Source organism: Paenibacillus sp. FSL K6-1318 (assembly GCF_037976905.1).
Taxonomy (GTDB): Bacteria; Bacillota; Bacilli; order Paenibacillales; family Paenibacillaceae; genus Paenibacillus; species Paenibacillus amylolyticus_A.
In genome coordinates this window covers 6,608,197-6,626,243 of the sequence record NZ_CP150270.1, presented here as the reverse complement: position 1 = coordinate 6,626,243, position 18,047 = coordinate 6,608,197, and the positions used below count along the sequence as shown (strand labels likewise).

General features: G+C 43.5%; 16 protein-coding genes and 1 pseudogene. 12 read left to right on the top strand and 5 right to left on the bottom strand.

Annotated elements, in window-relative coordinates; translation table 11 throughout:
* Positions 1-128 precede the first annotated feature (128 nt).
* From NYE45_RS29650 to NYE45_RS29625, 6 genes are all read left to right on the top strand, one after another.
* A complete protein-coding gene (locus NYE45_RS29650; protein WP_340015045.1) occupies positions 129-1,460 on the top strand; it encodes a sensor histidine kinase in 1,332 nt (443 codons plus the stop codon).
* Complete coding sequence (locus NYE45_RS29645; protein ID WP_340015044.1) at positions 1,432-2,325, top strand: response regulator; 894 nt, start codon at positions 1,432-1,434, stop codon at positions 2,323-2,325. The genes NYE45_RS29650 and NYE45_RS29645 overlap by 29 nt, the downstream gene beginning before the upstream one ends.
* Positions 2,326-2,734: 409 nt before the next feature.
* A complete protein-coding gene (locus NYE45_RS29640; RefSeq protein WP_169482196.1) occupies positions 2,735-3,532 on the top strand; it encodes a transporter substrate-binding domain-containing protein in 798 nt (265 codons plus the stop codon).
* Between the two features lie 17 nt (positions 3,533-3,549).
* Positions 3,550-4,206, top strand: a complete 657-nt coding sequence (locus tag NYE45_RS29635; protein WP_340015043.1) for an amino acid ABC transporter permease — start codon at positions 3,550-3,552, stop codon at positions 4,204-4,206.
* Positions 4,203-4,925, top strand: a complete 723-nt coding sequence (locus tag NYE45_RS29630) for an amino acid ABC transporter ATP-binding protein (protein WP_340015042.1) — start codon at positions 4,203-4,205, stop codon at positions 4,923-4,925. The genes NYE45_RS29635 and NYE45_RS29630 overlap by 4 nt, the downstream gene beginning before the upstream one ends.
* Positions 4,926-5,139: 214 nt before the next feature.
* Complete coding sequence (locus tag NYE45_RS29625; RefSeq protein ID WP_340015041.1) at positions 5,140-6,270, top strand: SGNH/GDSL hydrolase family protein; 1,131 nt, start codon at positions 5,140-5,142, stop codon at positions 6,268-6,270.
* 74 nt (positions 6,271-6,344) lie between these two features.
* On the opposite strand, the gene NYE45_RS29620 is transcribed toward NYE45_RS29625, so the two are convergent.
* The gene (locus NYE45_RS29620) at positions 6,345-6,911 is read right to left on the bottom strand and encodes a dihydrofolate reductase family protein (RefSeq protein ID WP_340015040.1); all 567 of its coding nucleotides are present in this window, start codon (positions 6,909-6,911) and stop codon (positions 6,345-6,347) included.
* Between the two features lie 69 nt (positions 6,912-6,980).
* Here NYE45_RS29620 and NYE45_RS29615 point away from each other — a divergent pair, with 69 nt between their 5' ends.
* The 3 genes from NYE45_RS29615 to NYE45_RS29605 all read left to right on the top strand — a co-directional run bounded on the left by NYE45_RS29615 (position 6,981) and on the right by NYE45_RS29605 (position 9,414).
* Complete coding sequence (locus NYE45_RS29615) at positions 6,981-7,889, top strand: YafY family protein (protein ID WP_340015039.1); 909 nt, start codon at positions 6,981-6,983, stop codon at positions 7,887-7,889.
* Positions 7,890-7,948: 59 nt separating this feature from the next.
* The gene (locus NYE45_RS29610; RefSeq protein WP_340015038.1) at positions 7,949-8,875 is read left to right on the top strand and encodes an oxidoreductase; all 927 of its coding nucleotides are present in this window, start codon (positions 7,949-7,951) and stop codon (positions 8,873-8,875) included.
* A 269-nt stretch (positions 8,876-9,144) separates the two neighbouring features.
* A complete protein-coding gene (locus NYE45_RS29605; protein ID WP_340015037.1) occupies positions 9,145-9,414 on the top strand; it encodes a CD3324 family protein in 270 nt (89 codons plus the stop codon).
* A gap of 351 nt (positions 9,415-9,765) precedes the next feature.
* Here NYE45_RS29605 and NYE45_RS29600 read toward each other — a convergent pair whose 3' ends face one another.
* The 4 genes and pseudogenes from NYE45_RS29600 to NYE45_RS29585 all read right to left on the bottom strand — a co-directional run.
* Positions 9,766-10,410, bottom strand: coding sequence for an ABC transporter ATP-binding protein (locus NYE45_RS29600; RefSeq protein ID WP_340015036.1), 645 nt, complete (start codon positions 10,408-10,410; stop codon positions 9,766-9,768).
* A 1-nt stretch (position 10,411) separates the two neighbouring features.
* A complete protein-coding gene (locus NYE45_RS29595) occupies positions 10,412-12,631 on the bottom strand; it encodes a DUF1430 domain-containing protein (RefSeq protein WP_340015035.1) in 2,220 nt (739 codons plus the stop codon).
* Between the two features lie 114 nt (positions 12,632-12,745).
* Positions 12,746-13,132 (bottom strand): lactococcin 972 family bacteriocin, encoded by a 387-nt coding sequence (locus tag NYE45_RS29590; RefSeq protein WP_340015034.1) that lies wholly within the window; start codon positions 13,130-13,132, stop codon positions 12,746-12,748.
* Between the two features lie 343 nt (positions 13,133-13,475).
* Positions 13,476-13,556, bottom strand: a pseudogene (locus tag NYE45_RS29585) (hypothetical protein); the annotation flags it as partial.
* A gap of 276 nt (positions 13,557-13,832) precedes the next feature.
* Between NYE45_RS29585 and NYE45_RS29580 the strand changes: the two are divergent.
* From NYE45_RS29580 to minD, 3 genes are all read left to right on the top strand, one after another.
* Positions 13,833-15,935, top strand: coding sequence for an ATP-binding protein (locus NYE45_RS29580; RefSeq protein ID WP_340015033.1), 2,103 nt, complete (start codon positions 13,833-13,835; stop codon positions 15,933-15,935).
* A gap of 4 nt (positions 15,936-15,939) precedes the next feature.
* On the top strand, positions 15,940-16,638 hold the full coding sequence (locus NYE45_RS29575; RefSeq protein WP_340015032.1) for a response regulator transcription factor: 699 nt from the start codon (positions 15,940-15,942) through the stop codon (positions 16,636-16,638).
* Positions 16,639-16,926: 288 nt separating this feature from the next.
* Complete coding sequence (minD, locus tag NYE45_RS29570) at positions 16,927-17,757, top strand: septum site-determining protein MinD (protein WP_340015031.1); 831 nt, start codon at positions 16,927-16,929, stop codon at positions 17,755-17,757.
* The last annotated feature ends 290 nt before the right edge of the window (positions 17,758-18,047 follow it).

Below are 18,047 nucleotides of genomic sequence, written 5' to 3'. Positions count from 1 at the left end.
GCCTTTTTTGTTGTGCTTGCGTGTTCATTCCCTAATTTTAATTATTTCTAATGCTTGTTTCATATGTTAGTATATTTAACATTAGAAGCGCGGATTCCGGTAGTGGGCGCTAAACGTTGTTATAGTGGGTGAAGAGATCGATGCGCAATTGGGTCAAAAATGAGAATGTGCAGATGACGGCCATTGCCTTTGCCACAGCGGTAGGGGCGCAATTTAAGATTAATCCGTTCCGGGAAGACTACTTCCGAATCGGGCTGGGGGTCAGCATCCTTCTATTTCTGCTGATGATCATGCCGCATCTGTCTTATGTGAAGACAGGAATCCTGACAGGCATCGCGAATTTGCTGTTCCAGTCGGCAGATCTCATCAATCATGTACAGACCGTGTCCATTCTGGAAAGCATGCGGGATAACCTGGGGGCAGGCGTGTATTACGTGGTCTTTGCCTATGGGCTTAGCAAGTTCAGGCATCGATTCCATGAGATGCAGCCTCTTCTGCTCGGCGGGTTAATCACATGTATCGATTTCTCCTCTAATCTTGTTGAGCTGCTGCTTCGCGGAATGTTAAGCGGGACCAATATCTTTTATATGAAGGAATGGTTGTATCTGCTTGTGGTGGGCGGTCTGCGAAGTTACTTCGTCATTGGGCTATATAACAGTTTTGCAGTGAGGCAGATGCGGCTCTTGCATGCGGAGCAGGAGAAGCGGATGGAGCAGATGCTGAATGTGAACTCCGGTCTGTATGGCGAGGTATTTTACCTGAAGAAAGCGATGAATACGATTGAAGGCATTACGGCAGACAGCTATGATCTATATCGCGATCTCCGGGAGCAGGACTTGAACCAATACAGTCAGCGCACGCTGGGCATTGCTCAGCAGATTCATGAAGTAAAGAAGGATTCACAACGTATTCTGGCGGGTCTGCTGAAGCTGTATGATAATGAAAAAGCGGTCAACATGAGCCTATCTGAAGTTCTTAACTTTGCCAGTAAAGCAAACCGAAAATACAGCGAGATGCTGCATAAGCAGGTCGAGATTGATATTGAGCAACAGTATGATTGTGATTCTCCGTATTACATCCCTCTTCTAACGGTAATGAACAACCTGATTGCCAATGCGGTAGAGGCGATTGAGCATGATGGAACGATCCGAATTCGTGTATATGAGCAAGGAGACGACGTGCATTTTATCGTGATGGATTCTGGAAAAGGCGTACCTGAAGCCAAACGGGATGTCATTTTTGAACCAGGATACACAACGAAGTTCAATGAAGTCGGCATTGCTGCGACGGGTATTGGCCTGTCCCATGTACGTGATATCGTACAGTCGTTGGCGGGACGGATTACGGTGGAATCGGCGCCTCCGGGAGCGAGAGGCACTACATTTCGTATAGCTATTCCCAAGATGAATCTAATAAAGGGGGCCGATGTCAATGACACTTTCTATCATGATCGTGGATGATGATGTGGTAAGCCGGAGCATGCTGCATGATATCATTGAATCCTGTGGAATCGGCGAGCTAGCAGGCATGGCAGAGGGCGGCATAGAAGGGGCGCGGATGATCATGGATCTTCGTCCCGATGTGGTGCTGATTGATCTGTTGATGCCGGATCAGGACGGAATTGAGACCGTTGCGAAGCTGAGGCAGAGCGGATATACCGGGAAATTCATTATGATCTCTCAGGTGGAGAATAAGGAGATGGTAGGGGCGGCCTACCAGAACGGGATTGAATTCTTTATTCATAAACCGATTAATCGGGTGGAAGTGGAGCATGTGCTCAGCAAAGTGAATGAACAGTGGAAGTATGAACGTTACGTGCTGGAGATCAAGCAGTCGATGGCCCGATTAAATCTGGTGGAAGCGCCCGTTCCTGCCCAAGGTCGTACGGTGCGAGATGCGGCAAGAAGCATTTTGATGGATCTGGGGATTATCGGAGAAAGTGGTAGCAAGGATATTGTGGCCCTTATGGAGTATGCGATTGATCAGAAGCGTGCCGGGGAGTGGCCGCCGCTGAAGGAGTCGTATGAAGCGGTGGCCCAGACGTACAAGTCTACGCCCAAAGACGTGGAGAAAGAGAGCAAGGCGATGGAACAACGTATTCGCAGAACGGTAATTGCCGCCCTGACCAACATGGCCTCGATTGGACTCACCGATTATAGCAACCACAAGTTTGAGCATTACGCGCCCCTCTACTTTGACTTCCAGGATGTACGGATGAAGATGAGAGCCATGGAAGAAGATCAGGCAGGCGACAAAGGCAAGGTGAATATCAAAAAGTTCCTGCATGTGTTCTACATGGAGACGATTGAAAAAATGAATAATTAAATAACTGAGATATGCTATCTCTTATCCAAAAGCCGAATTCCCGAAGGCAACACCTTCATGGATTCTCGGCTTTTTTTGTTTATCACCTTATTCTATTGTTATATAACCTTACATTAAATATTGAAATCGGACTTTTTATTAGCACTTTTTGCGCGTTTACCTATCTTTAAACATTACATGTTAATTTAATTTTCATGAGTTGTAATTAATTTGTGTAGGATCATGTAAGTTTGCGTAGGGAACGAACTACAATACGTACATGAATAAGCATTTTGCATAAATCCGGTGAGCGTCTTTCAATCAGAAAGTCTTATACCCGGAAGCGAGTTTGATTCGAATTATGCAAAATGCTGAAATACAAACGGTCGATTCGGTCGATCCCAATCTAATTCGGAAAAGGGGTTTTTCTATGAAAAAGGTAGCATCCATTGTAATGGCGTCCGTTCTTGCTCTAACACTTAGTGCCTGCGGTGCAGCAAAGTCTGGTGAAGAGAGTAATGCACAATCGGCAAGTGGTTCAGCTGTTGAGAAATATACATTTGGTACCGATGCAACGTATCCCCCTTTTGAGTTTCAGAAGGACGGCAAATATGTAGGAATCGATATTGATCTCATGAACGCGATTGCGGAAGAAGAGGGCTTCGAAGTAGAGATCAAACCGATGGACTTCAAAGGCATTATTCCGGCCATCACAGCAAATCAGCTGGACGGAGCCATTGCAGGCATTAGCATTACGGACGAACGTAAAAAAGTCGTGGACTTCTCGGAACCGTACTATCAGGCCGGTCTGTCCTTGATCGTGCATGAAGATAACGCGGACATCCAAAGTCCTGAAGATTTAAAAGGAAAAATTATTGCGATTAAAAAAGGAACCTCAGGTGCCAATCTCGCAGATGAATATGCGAAAACCTATGGGGCAACCGTGAAATATTTTGATGACAGCCCATCGATGTATCAGGAAGTCGCGAACAAAAACGCAGATGCTACGCTGGAGGATTTCCCGGTCATCTCCTATAAGATTGCCATCGACCCGAACGCCAAGCTCAAGATCGTTGGAGACCGGTTGAACGGTGACTTCTACGGGATTGCTGTTGCCAAAGGCGATGCGGAGTTACAGAAGAAAATCAATGATGGACTGAAGAAATTGCAGGAAAACGGAAAGTACGACGAGATTGTCGGCAACTATCTGGGAACAACGGCTAAATAGAAGGGAATGTGGTACGGATGGACTCCTCCTTGCAAGTCATAATAGACGCACTGCCTCTTCTGTTAGAGGGTACAGTGGTTACGTTGAAGCTAGTCGCGATCTCGCTCATCATTGCGATGGTGATCGGATTGATCTCAGGTCTGATGAGCACCTCTTTGAATCGATTGTTGCGGCTGGTAGCCACACTTTACGTGGATATCATCCGTGGCACACCCCTTCTGGTGCAGGTATATTTCATCTACTTCGGGCTGCCAGTGTTCCTGGATATGCGGATTCCGGCGATGACCGCAGGTATTATTGCGATTAGTCTGAATGCCGGAGCTTATATCTCGGAGATTTTCCGAGCAGGGATTAATTCGATTAGCAACGGGCAGCATGAGGCGGCACGATCTCTGGGCTTAACTCGTTTCCAGACGATGAGGCTGGTCGTGTTACCTCAAGCAACCCGGCGCATGATTCCTACCTTTGTGAACCAGTTCATTATTACGATTAAGGATACATCGCTGCTATCGGCGATAGGTATTGCAGAATTGACGCAAAGCGGGGAAATTATTATCTCCTCCAACTTCCGGGCATTCGAAATCTGGGGTGTGGTGGGTATATTCTACCTGATCATCATTGTTCTGTTGTCCCGGGCTTCCCGATTCATTGAAAGGAGGTATGCGATCCGATGATTACCGTACAGAATCTAAAAAAGCAGTTTGGTGCCAATGAGGTGCTGAAGGACATCTCCACAACGATTCAGGAGAAGGAAGTTGTATGCGTCATCGGCCCTTCCGGGTCGGGTAAAAGTACCTTCTTGCGCTGCCTCAATCTGCTAGAGGGTGTGACGTCTGGAAAGGTGACAATCGGTGGTGTGGAGGTCACTTCACCCAAGACCGATATCGACCAGTTGCGAACCAATGTGGGTATGGTGTTCCAACAATTTAACCTTTTTCCGCATCTGACCGTACTGGAGAATATCATGCTTGCGCCGAAGCACATCAAGAAACTGAGTAAGGCCGAGAATGAGAAAAAATCAATGGAGCTGCTCGGCAAGGTCGGGCTATCGCAGAAGAGAGATGCTTATCCCGAGCAGTTGTCAGGTGGACAACAACAGCGTGTAGCCATCGCGCGTGCACTTGCCATGAACCCGAGTGTGATGCTGTTCGACGAGCCTACGTCTGCACTTGACCCGGAGATGGTTGGAGAAGTGCTGCAAGTCATGAAAGACCTCGCTCACGAGGGGATTACGATGATTGTCGTTACGCATGAGATGGGCTTCGCCCGTGAGGTAGCGGATCGGGTGATCTTTATGGACGGCGGATATATTGTAGAAGAAGGCACGCCAGAAGAGCTCTTTCAGAATACCAAGCATGAGCGGACCAAGGCTTTTCTGGGTAAGGTTTTATAACGATACTTGAACAAAAAAAGAACTGAAAAAATCCCCTATGGGCGAACGATCGTTCCAGAACATCTGATATGATGGACTTGAACATGGCTTGCTTGCAGGGGATTTTTGGTGCTGTGCGTAATACATAATAAGATGCAGCACGACGAACATGTTATTGATACAAAGGAGAGCGCTTAATAACTATTTTTTATGAATCGTTGAGGGGGAATAAAGGATGAGTGTACAAGCGAATACCGGGTTAAAGATCTATGAGTTAACGGAAATGCCTTATCTCAAAGTGCATGGTAGAACAACTGGAGAGCGGTCACCGCTGACGTTATTTTGGACAGGGAGTGCAGTCGAACTCAATGTACAGGGCGCTGAACTATGGGTTGAGGTAGAGTCCGAATATGATGTATATGAGTCATGGATCAGCATTCTGATCAACGGTGTTCCGGTGAGCAGACAGATGTTAACGACGGGAAGGTACTGGGTCTGTGTATTCCGGGGCATGAACGCGGATGTGGTGAAGAATGTACGGATCGTTAAAGATGTTCAAGCGATGAGTGGCGACCCGGGTTGTTCCTTGCAGATTCATGCCGTGAAATCGGATGGAGTGTTCCTGCCTGTGCAGGAAAAACCCTACAAGGTCGAGTTTATCGGGGACAGTATTACATCTGGTGAAGGTGCGATTGGAGCCAAAGCGGAGGAAGATTGGATTCCGATGTGGTTCAGCGCCATACATAATTATACGTTTATGACAGCAGAGGCATTGAATGCGGAGTATCGGGTGATCTCGCAAAGTGGCTGGGGTGTGCTGACAAGTTGGGATAATAATCCGAAGGGCAACATTCCCGATTATTACGAACAGGTCTGTGGCCTGCTTACCGGTGAACGTAACAAAGCGTTAGGCGCAGGAGATCAGCATGATTTTGGTTCCTGGCAGCCGGATGTGGTAGTCGTGAATCTGGGTAGCAATGATGGGGGTGCATTTCAATCACCTGAGTGGAAAGACCCCGACACGGGCAAGGTGTACAAGCAACGTCTGAACGAAGATGGTACGTATCATGAAGAGGATCTGGCCGCTTTTGAGAAAGCGGTGCAACAGTTCCTGTTCAAACTTCGGAAAAACAATCCGGCGGCACATCTCGTATGGGCTTATGGCATGCTCGGTTTTCCCATGATGCCTGCCATCTACCGTGCGGTTGATGCGTATGTAAAGGAGACAGGGGATCGCAAGGTTACGATTATCCAGCTTCCGGATACAACCGAAGAGACGGTAGGCGCGCGCACCCATCCAGGCGAGTTATCTCACCGTAGGACGGCAGATATGTTAGCTGAATATGTACGAGGATTGATAGGATAACTTGATACTTGTTACATGGTAATGGAAAGACCACTCTTTCATGATAAGAATGGTCTTTTCCCTTTTCTGCTTATCTAGATATTCGGAGGTGTGTCCGCTGTGCCACTGTTTTGTACCTTATAACGAATCGAAACGATCTGTCCTAGCGTCTGGGTTCCAATCATTTTGAATTGGCTTGGTACAGTGCCTGCTGGAAATAACGGGATGCCTGCACCAAGAATTTTGGGAATGATGGCTACTTCAATCTCATCCAGTAATTTTTTTGCTAACACAGCTTGAACCAATATGCCCCCACCCACAATCCATACGTCTCCATCAGAAGTCTGCTTTAACCGGGGAATGAGCGTATCTACCGTCTCGGTTGTAAACTGTACATGCGGATCGGGCGGCTGTTCTGAGCGGGAAAGCACATACGTTGAGCGATCCGCATAGGGAAATTCTTCAGACAGTGTGAGCACCTCTTCATACGTATAACGTCCCATAACGATGCTACCGATCGTTTCATAAAAGGCATTATACCCGTTATCTCCGCCGTCACCCTCCACATCGAACAACCAATCCACCGAACCGTCCAGTCTTGCGATATATCCATCCAAACTCATGGCAATGTACAAAATTGTTTTGTTATCAGACATGTTCATCGCTCCCTTCTACAATGTATGATACACTTTAACTATGACAAAAGTTGACGTAGTTAGGGTGTTGAATTCATGAATCATCGAAAGCTGGCGATCATGCGCCTGATGGATTCCAGACAGAAGTTCACTGCCCGGGAACTGGCAGAACGGTTCGACGTATCGGTTCGTACGATTCAGCGAGATCTGGATGCATTGCAGGCGCTGGGTTTTCCCTTGTACACAGAAGTTGGCGTGAACGGTGGATACCGGGTATTGCCCAATCGGATTTTGCCACCTCTTCAACTGACACAGCAGGAGGCATTAGGGCTGTTTATGATGCTGGAATATCTACAGCAAGTCCCGGATTTTCCATATGGGTCAATGCGTGAGCATCTGGCTGAGCAATACTTCTCTACTTTGCCCGAAGATGTACAGGATCTGATTATGCGAATGAGAGAGCATATCACCTTTGTCCAGCATCCCGGTGAGCATGCCGAGCCTTTAACAACAGCGATATTGGGTGCAGCGGTAGAAAAGAGAGAAATCGAATTTATGTATCATGCCCGTAGTGGTCGTAAAAAAGTCCAGGTCTTTCCCTATGGCATCTACTATGAGCAGGGACATTGGTACATGCCAGCCGGAAATAAGGACCGCGTATTGTTGTATCGGGTGGATCGCATGCAGCAGTTGGCTGTGATGGAATCGGTCGATGAATCTGTCCCGAGTCTAAAGGCATGGCTAGCTGCCAAAGAAGACAGAGTAAGCGTAGAAGTGGTATTGCAATTCACGGAATTTGGAGCAAGGATTGCTGCGTCAGATGTGTTGTTCAAGTCGGTTCAGGGCCATGAATGGCGCGGACTGGTTCCGCCTGAGGAGTTTTCTTTTACAGCACGAAAGTTACTCTCCTATGGCCCGGAAGTGAAGGTAATCTCGCCACCTGAGTTGAAGCAGCAGGTTAGAGAGTTGCTGGAACGGAGTTTAAGTCAGTATGGTGGGGGATAAAAGCTTTAAACGCTGATTATTCGGGTATCAAGGAAGAGATAGGAAAGGTGTGTAGAAAAATGAGCAAAGTTTGGACTAAAGACATCATCCCGATGGTATCCGATAAAGTAGTGATTGTGACGGGTTCGAACGGCGGGTTAGGGTATGAAACAGCATTAGCGTTAGCTGAAAAAGGCGCAAAAGTTATCCTTGCAGTTCGTAATCTGGAAAAAGGTAAAGAGGCAGCTAATAAAATAAAGTCGTCTGTGCACGTAGCTGGAGAGGTAATCGTTATGCAACTCGACCTTAGCGATTTAGCTAGTATCCGTAAGTTCGCAGCCGCTTTTCTTGAGCAATACGATTCGTTGTCCATTCTCGTTAATAATGCAGGAATTATGAACCCTCCATTCCAGTTGACGAAGGATGGCTTTGAATTACAATTTGGTAGTAATCATCTAGGCCATTTTGCGCTTACGGGTCTTCTATTGCCTCGATTGATCTCTACTCCGAAATCGAGAGTTGTCACTGTAAGTAGTATGGCAGCTCATAATGGTGCGATTGATTTTAATAATTTAGATGGCTCCAAAGGATATAATCCCATGAAGTTCTACAGTCAAAGCAAGCTAGCCAATCTGATGTTTGCGAGAGAGCTGCAGAATAAATTTAATTCCGCCCATATTGATTCCATGAGTATTGCCGCTCATCCAGGAATTTCGCATACCAATCTATTTTCCTTCGGTTCGGGGAAACAGACCAATATATTCATGCGCAGTCTTTTGAAAATCATTAGTCAACCGGCACATATGGGAGCATTACCTACCTTGTATGCTGCAGCAGATCCGACGATCACGGGAGGGGAGTATATTGCTCCCAGTGGTATGGGCGGCACGAAGGGCTATCCCAAGAGCGCTAAGATTATTGAAAAATTATATGATGCTAGCATTTCAAACAAGCTATGGAGTGTTTCAGAAGAATTAACAGGGGTATATTACAGATTCGATGTGTAGATTTTGCCATTAAGGAAAGTAACCCTTATTATGGAATGGACAGTTAAAAGTTCTTCAGCACGAATAAGATTAACTGAATGGGGGGCTACCATGATTCGATTCATAATAAGTTTAACGACCCGCTCTATGCAGAGTCCATGCGATGAACAACGGCGGTTGTTTGCATAGAGCTTGAAATTCTTTTCCGCCATACCTATAGTGCATATCTAATGCGTTCATCTTACGACTCTGCTGCCTTAAAGATTTTAACTTTTAAGGAGTGGAGCAACGTGAAATATATTAATGCGGATACAATCTTCCCGGAAGAATTGCTCAAAGAAATACAGCGTTATATCCCCGGAGGCCTGATCTATATTCCGAGGCCCAAGGATGCCCATAAGAAGTGGGGTGAGAATTCGGGTGGCAGAAGGATTGTCCGGGAGCGGAACGACGAGATCCGCCAGCTTTTTGCTACGGGAACAACCATCGATCAGCTTGCGGAGCAATACTGTTTATCCGTCGATAGCATCAAGAAAATTGTATATTGCAAAAAGGGATGAAGTTATAGAAGCCACGTTCGAGCAATCGAATGTGGCTTTTTCGTATGTAGAGAATGATTATTAAGGAATCTTTGTATATTGTTCACCAATCCATCGGAGAACAATAAGATCGGCCAATCTTTCTGGCGGAAAACGGTGGCTAAATATACCGAAGGTAACTATCGGAAAATGTACGGGTCTCTATCACGTAAAAGAGAGAGTGTGTCTCCCTTTGTGGAAGTATTCTGGCATCCATAGACTGGACTCTTTGAAAGAGGAAGTTTAGTGCATTGGTACCAGAATACATATCACCATTTTTATTTATTTCCAGTAGGTATCATATTTCACATTACAATCTGTTACATGTTTTATTCACAGTTCAATAATGTGTTCACATCGTCCAGCCACAACTTCATCGTGAGTAACAATTACAATTGTTTTACCCTGTTGGTGAAGCTCAGTCAGCATACTTATAACAAAATCACGATTGCTTACATCTAGCGAACCTGTTGGCTCATCAGCCAGAACAACATCACAAGGTTTTAATAATATTCGGGCTAGTGCCACACGTTGTTGCTCTCCACCGGATAATTCATAGACCTTTTTGCTCAAAGGGATAGACAACCCTACTTTATTTAAAGCTCCTATTTTCAGCTCATGCTTTTCCTTTTTTGATTTAAGACTGTAGCAAAGAGCCATATTTAGATTCTCATCCACACGGTCATTGTCTACTAAAGCGTAATTTTGGAATAAATACGAAATTCTATTGCGTAATATAATGGACTGCTTTTTGCTACCTGGTTTAGGGAAAAGCTCATTATAAAATTTGAGACTTCCGTTGTCAGGTTTCTCAATCATGCCAAGCATGTTCAATAGTGTTGACTTACCAGAACCACTCTTTCCAACGATGGCTACCATCTGACCTTGTAGAATATTCAGATTAAGGTTACTCAATACGTTGTGAGTGCCGTAACGCTTAGATACATTGCGAAGTTCGTATACCAATGGAAGGTTCAATTTATTGCCCGCCTTTCAATAATTTGATGATATGTTTAGACGAAAGCCGAGTCAGCCAAAATACTGAGAAGCATAGCTCTAACAAAATAAGAGCAAAGAATAAAAATATAGGTAGTGCCAAATTCAAAATACCCAATAAACAGCAACAGATTCCCGTTATTATCCAAGAGATGCCGAAAATATAAATGAACTCTTTGTACTTTCTGGATATAGACAGGCCAAATACTCCCCTGATAATAAACTTCTGTTGAAATTTATTGAACATAATAGATAGATTTTGAATAAGAAGAAAGCAAAGAGTGAGCACGCTGATTGCTAAAGCAGACGAAGTAGAATAGAAACGTTGCTGAAGTGCATATACTTTCTCTGCAATGTACTGATCAACAGTAATTAGATAGTGCAGGTTATCATCCAATTTTAATTCTTTCAAAGTTGATTCTAAAAAGCGATATGTTTTAGCAGTATCACCATCGATTAATTTGATTTTAATGGGATCTGAACTTCCGTTACCGAGAATTGCATCCCGATCTCCTACTAAACTATTGTTTTCAGTAATGACCTGAATAATAGGCTCTGTTATTAAATTATTATTGCTGGGGTTCACATCTGGATTAAAGCTAAAGATTTCCTGATGATTGGCATACCACTTAATTTGAATGTTTTGCATTTCATTAGATGGTGAAATCTTATTTTTAAGTTGTTCTCTTTCAAATACAATTCTTTGATCGCGTTCATCCCTAAAGAATTGGACAATCTGTTTTTCCTGATTTTTTAATTTTTCAGGAACCAAAATAATCCAACTTACTTCTTCTTCAGGTATATAAATTGGTGCACCTTTTGTATCGTATACGGGAAATTCCTTTAAATAATTGGGGTTAATTTGCAAAGAACGCATTCCTTCATAATTTTCATTTAACAAAAGTGCCATTTCCTCGTACTGTCGTGAATTAATTAAAACGGAGCCGAGTTGGTTCAAAATAGGATAAAGTTGGCCAGCAGTTGTTTTTATAAACTGTACTGCGCTGTTCTGAAAATCATTGGAATCATAACCTGCGCTTACAGGATAAAATACACCATATTGATTACTTCTTTTCCAACTTTCAAGGTCGTCTTGTTCACTTTTGAGAGTACTATATTGACCAGATAATGTAGAAAATAGAGATATGACAATAATCGTAGTACTTATTTTAAGCAGTGTATTCATTGCAAATATGATTTTAGTATACTTTTTATTCTTAATTGCTTCTTTTATGTTAGTACGAGAAATGTAAATATAGGATGGCAATGTTAGAACAACTATTATTATTAGCAATTTCAATTGTTCATAAAGCGAATATAAAAGGAAATGTGCGGTAGAGTTGGGAATCATAATAGATAATATTAGAATCATGAGTAAATTTATAAAGAAAGATATAACAACTGTTTTACCTATGAAATAATACCATATTTTCAATGTAGGAATTCCCAGTAACTTGTAGATACCCACACGTTTGGTTTCCTTGAAATTATAATATAGCATATAAAAGGCTGTTATTATAACTAGAATATATAACATGTTGGTTACATCAACCATGGATATTGAAGGGAAACCGACTTTTGTAGAATTATAATTTGTGAATGTAGCAGGTGTATATTGAACGGATATCCCTTTTTGGATGTAAAACTCACGAAGATTAAGAGAGAACTGTTTTAAAAAGGGAATCAGGTTGTTTTCACTGGTTTCAATGTAGTAGTATCCGCTTACAGGCAAATAATCATAAGAACTTATAAGAGGCTTTATCGTAATAGTGTTATTTCCACCAAACTCTTTAATTACTCCTACCTGATCGGAATCTAGACTAGATGTGGTTGAAATATATCTTTCTTTATTTTGAGAGTCTTTAGTATTAAGAACTCTTCCTGATTCCAGTTTAATGTTATCAAACATAGAGCTTTCTCGATTAAGCAATATGTATTTCATGAATTCCATTTGGTTATCAGGTTTATTGTTAATAACTGAGCGAAATATATTTACTTGAAGGTCTGAAGATGTGTCTGCCAAAATAGGATAAATTACGTCTGGATCAGCCAGTAACTCAGTCTCTGGAATGAAAAACTCATAACCGATATGTTCATCTAGTAAATAGAATTGTTCTAAAGCCTTTTGATCATAGAGTTTGTAATTGCTATAGAATGTTAACAAAGAGGCGCACAAGATAAAAAAGATTATAATTTTTTTCAATTTTATAATTCCTTTCCAAGAATGCAGAATAAATGGAAACGAACTAAACTCCGTAGTTAATCATGGAATTTAGTTCGTTTTACCAATATAACAACGTTATATTAAGTTTAAAGTTTAGTACGTATTCCAGTAAGCATGGGTTGAATCCCCAGTTTCACCGGTTGCACTAGCATAGGAGGTTAAATTTTTGTTGACTTGCCCGCTACGTGAAATAGTTGTACCTATACTGGCTGTAGATGAATGTATTTTTGTAGGATGGTTGTAGTTAGACCATACTTTTTTCTTAATAGAAAAACCGGATAACACTGGAGAAGTGCCATAATCCCAAGTGCCACCACCAAAATCATCTTGTAGAGTAGTAAGATCATTTGAAACAAATCTTACATTAGTCAAATCTACAGATCCTCCATCGGTTGGTTTGATAGTATCTGCCATTGCTTGGCTCAATGGAACCATAAGAACGGCTACTGCAAGTGAAAGACTAACAAGCTTTTTTTTCATTTGTATAATCTCCTCTATACATATTATGTAGAATCCCGGAATTCTTCATAAAATATACCATTGATATATATATAAGTAAAGTAAAAAAAAGTAAATTTTTTGATTTCGCAAAAAGGTAGTGAATTCATGAAAAATCTCACCTTTCAGTTCTTAAATCCTCTTCTACAGATCAGATACTTTAGTTCGATTAAGATTCAGGATATATCCCGTAAATTCTCAGTTCAGTTCGCTAGTGTCTGTCCAAGGGAGAGGAAGTAATTGGAGTGGGGCTTATTTAAGCGAATCGAATTGGTTGAAACAAACACATTAATCACGTATTTCTACGACAGCTGCAGAGGGCCCATCTTTTGAGTACGCCGTAGCGTGTCACCCAATGAAAGGCAAGTCTATACATGATCTCCATCATCCACTTCCCTCCGATAATGGATAGTGTGTAGTCGAATGGAGTTTATGTTTCCACAGGGAATCTGCTCGAATGTTCCATTACGAATAAATCCTTCAAAAAAAAGTACGCACTTCAAAGTGTGTACTTTTTTGGTGACCCACCTAGCGAGCGCGTAGTTTTGCATGAAATTTGCAGGGTACATTCTCCTGTAATGATGATATTATTTGGATGATCAACTTACTTATTGCGCTCTTGTAGAATGGGGTTGGGTTCATCATGAGGGAGATTCCCCGAGTCGGTTCTCGTAAGGTTTGGTTGTATATCATTGCTGCTGTTATTGGTTTGGTTACAGGCTACGTCGTCCTCTCTTCGCCGGACTCTCCTAGGCTCCAAAGTGAAGAAGGTATTCTGGATTTAACGCAGGCTCAACTTAGTACGAATCCGCAAAAATTAACAGGCAAGTGGGCGTTCTATTGGCAAGAACTGCTGTCGCCTGAGGATATGCGGGTTCGTTCGGCAAGGGAAGGAAATCAGGACCACTGGATCAGCATCCCAAGCTCCTGGCTGGGCTACCCGTTTGAAGGTCAGCGGCTGAGTGGTACAGGCTATGCAACCTTTGGACTGGTCGTTCATCTAAGCGAGCAGGATCGAGATGAGATGCTTGCTCTGCGGCTGCCTAGCATTTTTAATGCGTACAAATTATGGGTCAATGGCGAGCCGCTGGCAGAAGTTGGTGAGGTTGGTCAGGACAAGCATAGCATGACCCCGCAATTGGAAACGAAGCTGGTGTATTTTCAGCCTGAAAGCGACACGTTAGAGCTGGTCATGCAAGTATCCAACTTCCAACATCATCGGGGCGGCATTACGAAGGATATCGAGCTGGGCGGCAGTGACGTACTAACGACCAAGACCAATCTGAATCTTGCCAGGGATATGTTCATCACGGCAAGTTTGCTAGTGATCGGTTTGTATAATCTGCTGTTGTTCATGCTGCGACGTAAGGATAGAGCTCCGTTATATTTTGGCCTGTTTACTGTACTGCTTGGTATTCGATCCTTGTTCAACGGCGAGCTTATCTTTACACAATGGTTGCCTCATTTTCCTTGGGAATTGCAGTTCAAGATCGAATATCTGATTCTTTGTGTCAGTGGTTATATCATCACCATGTATTTTGATTGTATTTTTCCGAATTATGTGTCGCGATGGTTTCGTCTTGGCACCCGGATCGTAACTGGTGCATTCTGTATCCTTGTAGTGGTAACCCCTGCAATTATATATACAAAATTTTTGCTGGTCATCGGTGTGATGGTAGTTCTACATATGATTTATCTGATGATCGGACTGGTTCAGGTGGCTGTGCGACGTATGGAGGGAGCATTGATCTTCCTGCTGGTGTCGGTGGTTACTTTGGTCACGGTTGTCAACGATTTTTTGTATTTTAACGGATGGTCGTTAGTTGGAAATACTTCTCCGCTTGGCATATTGATATTTACGATCGCGCAGCTGATTTTGCTGTCTTCGCGATCTACGAGGACGGCATCGAACGAAGAGAGAATTACACGTGAATTACAGGACGTTAATGACAAGCTGCTTGAAATGAATATGAATCTGGAACAGACCGTTCAGGAGCGAACACAGGCTTTATCCATAGTGCATGATGATCTACAAACCTCGTATGACCGACTGCTTCACTCCGAGCAAGGGAGGAAGAAGCTTCTTGCTTATATTACGCATGATCTGCGTATGCCGTTATCCAGTATGCTTGGATATGTAGAAGCTATACAGGACAGGGTCAAGCCGGAACGCAATGAGCAATATCTGAAGTACATCCGGGAGAACACGATAAGGATTAACCGTATGATCGAGGAGTTGTCCTTCTTGTCTCATTTGGAGACCGGACAAGTCTCGTACCGTATGGAGCCGGTTCAGATGATTCCTTTCTTGCATGGTTTTTTTGAACAATATGAGTTGGTAGTGCGCGACGCAGGATTAGACTTCATACTGGATATCGGAGATACTGAGGATAGACGATCTAATGTGCTTGTTGTCGAGATGGATGCGAAAAGAGTAGAACAGGCCTTATTTAATCTAGTATCCAACGCCATGAAGTTCACCGCCAGCGGAGGGCTGGTACGTATTGCGCTAATTGTGGACGAGGTGAATCATGCTCCCCATGCAGTCATTAGCATACAGGATTCTGGCATGGGAATTCCTCCCGATCAGCTTGAGCAAATCTTCGAACGTAATTACAGATATGATCGGCCGGGAATGGGCATAGAGGGTAGTGGACTGGGGCTGGCAATTTGCAGGGAAATCGTACAAGCGCACGGAGGCATGGTTCGAGCGGAGAGCGACGGCAAGATGGGGGCGACATTTTATGTAACGTTTCCTTGTGTGGTGATTGAAGGAAAGGGGTGATGAGATGGACACGCACAAAATCATGATCGTTGATGATGATCCTCATATATGCGAGATTGTGCAGGTGTATTGTGATAGGGAGGGATTTGTCTCCACCTGCAGTCATAGCGGGTCAGAAGCGATGGAGCTGCTTGCATCGTTTGAGCCGGATTTAATTATACTGGATATATTGCTGGCTAATGAAAACGGTATTGACTGGTGCAGGAATGCGCGTAATCTCACCAGTGCGCCGATTGTGTTTCTGAGCAGCCAAGAGGAAGACGAAATAAAAATTAGCGCATTATCCTATGGCGGGGATGATTATGTGACCAAGCCGTTCAGTCCGGGAGTGCTCATGGCCAAGATCAAGGCTCACCTTCGCAGAGTGTCGACGGGCAGAAGAGAGCAACTGCTGGAGTTACCGGGCTTGACACTGGATTTCTATACGCAGTCCGTCAACATGGGGAGTAAGCCTGTCTTTTTATCGAAAAAAGAGTTCAGTCTGCTGTCCTATATGGCGCAAAACGTGAATCGTGTCGTCAGTGTCGATACGTTGTTTCAAATCATCTGGGGGATGGAAAGTCTGGAGGATACGAGAACGGTTGCTGTACATATCAGTAATTTACGCAAAAAAATTGAGTCTGACCCTGCCGACCCCGAGCGAATCATTACGGTTCGGGGTAGCGGATATATGCTGGTTTCTAACAGTACGTCACAAGCATGAATATAGCAGTAAGGGTGTTAATCTATTATAAATGGGAAAATGGCGTTGGAGCAGTACCTGACGCTATTGACCCATTTTTTTGTTCTTTCCACTAGCTTCGTAATCGACTCAAAGTATTGAATTTCTCAACACCAGTCTGCGCTTTTCCTTCCTCATTAAAATGATGTGCCATCTCTCCGAAGAATTAAACGATCTAATACGCACGGATTTAAAGTTTTCTTTAGGTTTCTCAAGTAGGATAATCCAGCATGATAAAATCTTAGTGGTCGATATAGAAGGCATTAGTACGTGAAGAAAGAAGTGGATCCAATGGCACGAGTTATATGTATCACATCAGGGAAAGGTGGAGTTGGCAAGACAACGGTCACGGCTAATCTCGGGACTGCCCTTGCCTTATCGGGGAGCAGCGTTTGCCTGATCGACGCTGATTTTGGATTGAGAAATCTGGATATTCCGCTTGGTCTGAGCAATAGGGTAAGGTATTATATTTCTGATTTTCTGACGGGTCGATGTGCTTTACATCAAGTGATCGTCAAAGATAAGCGAATCAGTACCTTGTCCTTTATCTCCTGTAGTAACGACGCCGTGCATCACGATGATCCGCAAGTTTTTGGCGAGGTTGTGCAGCAAATAGCTCAGGGCTATGATTATGTGCTGATCGATTCGCCGGCAGGTATTGAAAATGGATTCTGGAATGCGGCTTTGGCAGCAGATGAGGCTATTGTCGTTACTACGCCTCATCGTACATCGCTTCAGGACGCGGATCGCGTAATCGGATTATTAGAAGATATGATTCCGACTCCGCCACAGCTCATCATTAATATGGCCGACGGACAGGAAGCCCGTTCGGCAACGGTAAAGATGCAGGATATTATCGATATTCTCAATATCGGTGTGATTGGTGTGATCCATGCCGATGTAGAAATTATACGTTCCGTACATAAGGGCATCCCGATTGTGCTTAATCCCGAGTTCGAAAGCGGGCTGCGCTTCAGGCATATCGCCCACAATGTGGCGAAGAATCAGCAGGAGCCTTTTATCTCATTGAAATCCAAGAGGCATAGAAGAATTTTTTCGCTTTCTCAAAGACTTCGCTCGGGGGAGAACAGTTCGATATAGTCAATGTGAGACAGTGCTTCCATGAAGGTTGCATGAGTAGATTTCCAGTTTAGACATTTACGAGAACGATGGTTGATGAGGTGAATATAGAAATTCATGAAAAACTAGTGGTGTGGGAGTTACCTTCCCTACGCCGCTATTTTTTGATGTCATTGATGTTCTCACTTGCAAGTAGTTGCTTACTTAAAGTTTTCTTTATAATTCACGAGCACCCCTATCTCGCATGATAAAATACGGAAGAAAAAACGACATAATTTGCATGTATTGGTGTCACAATTCGACTGCGACTG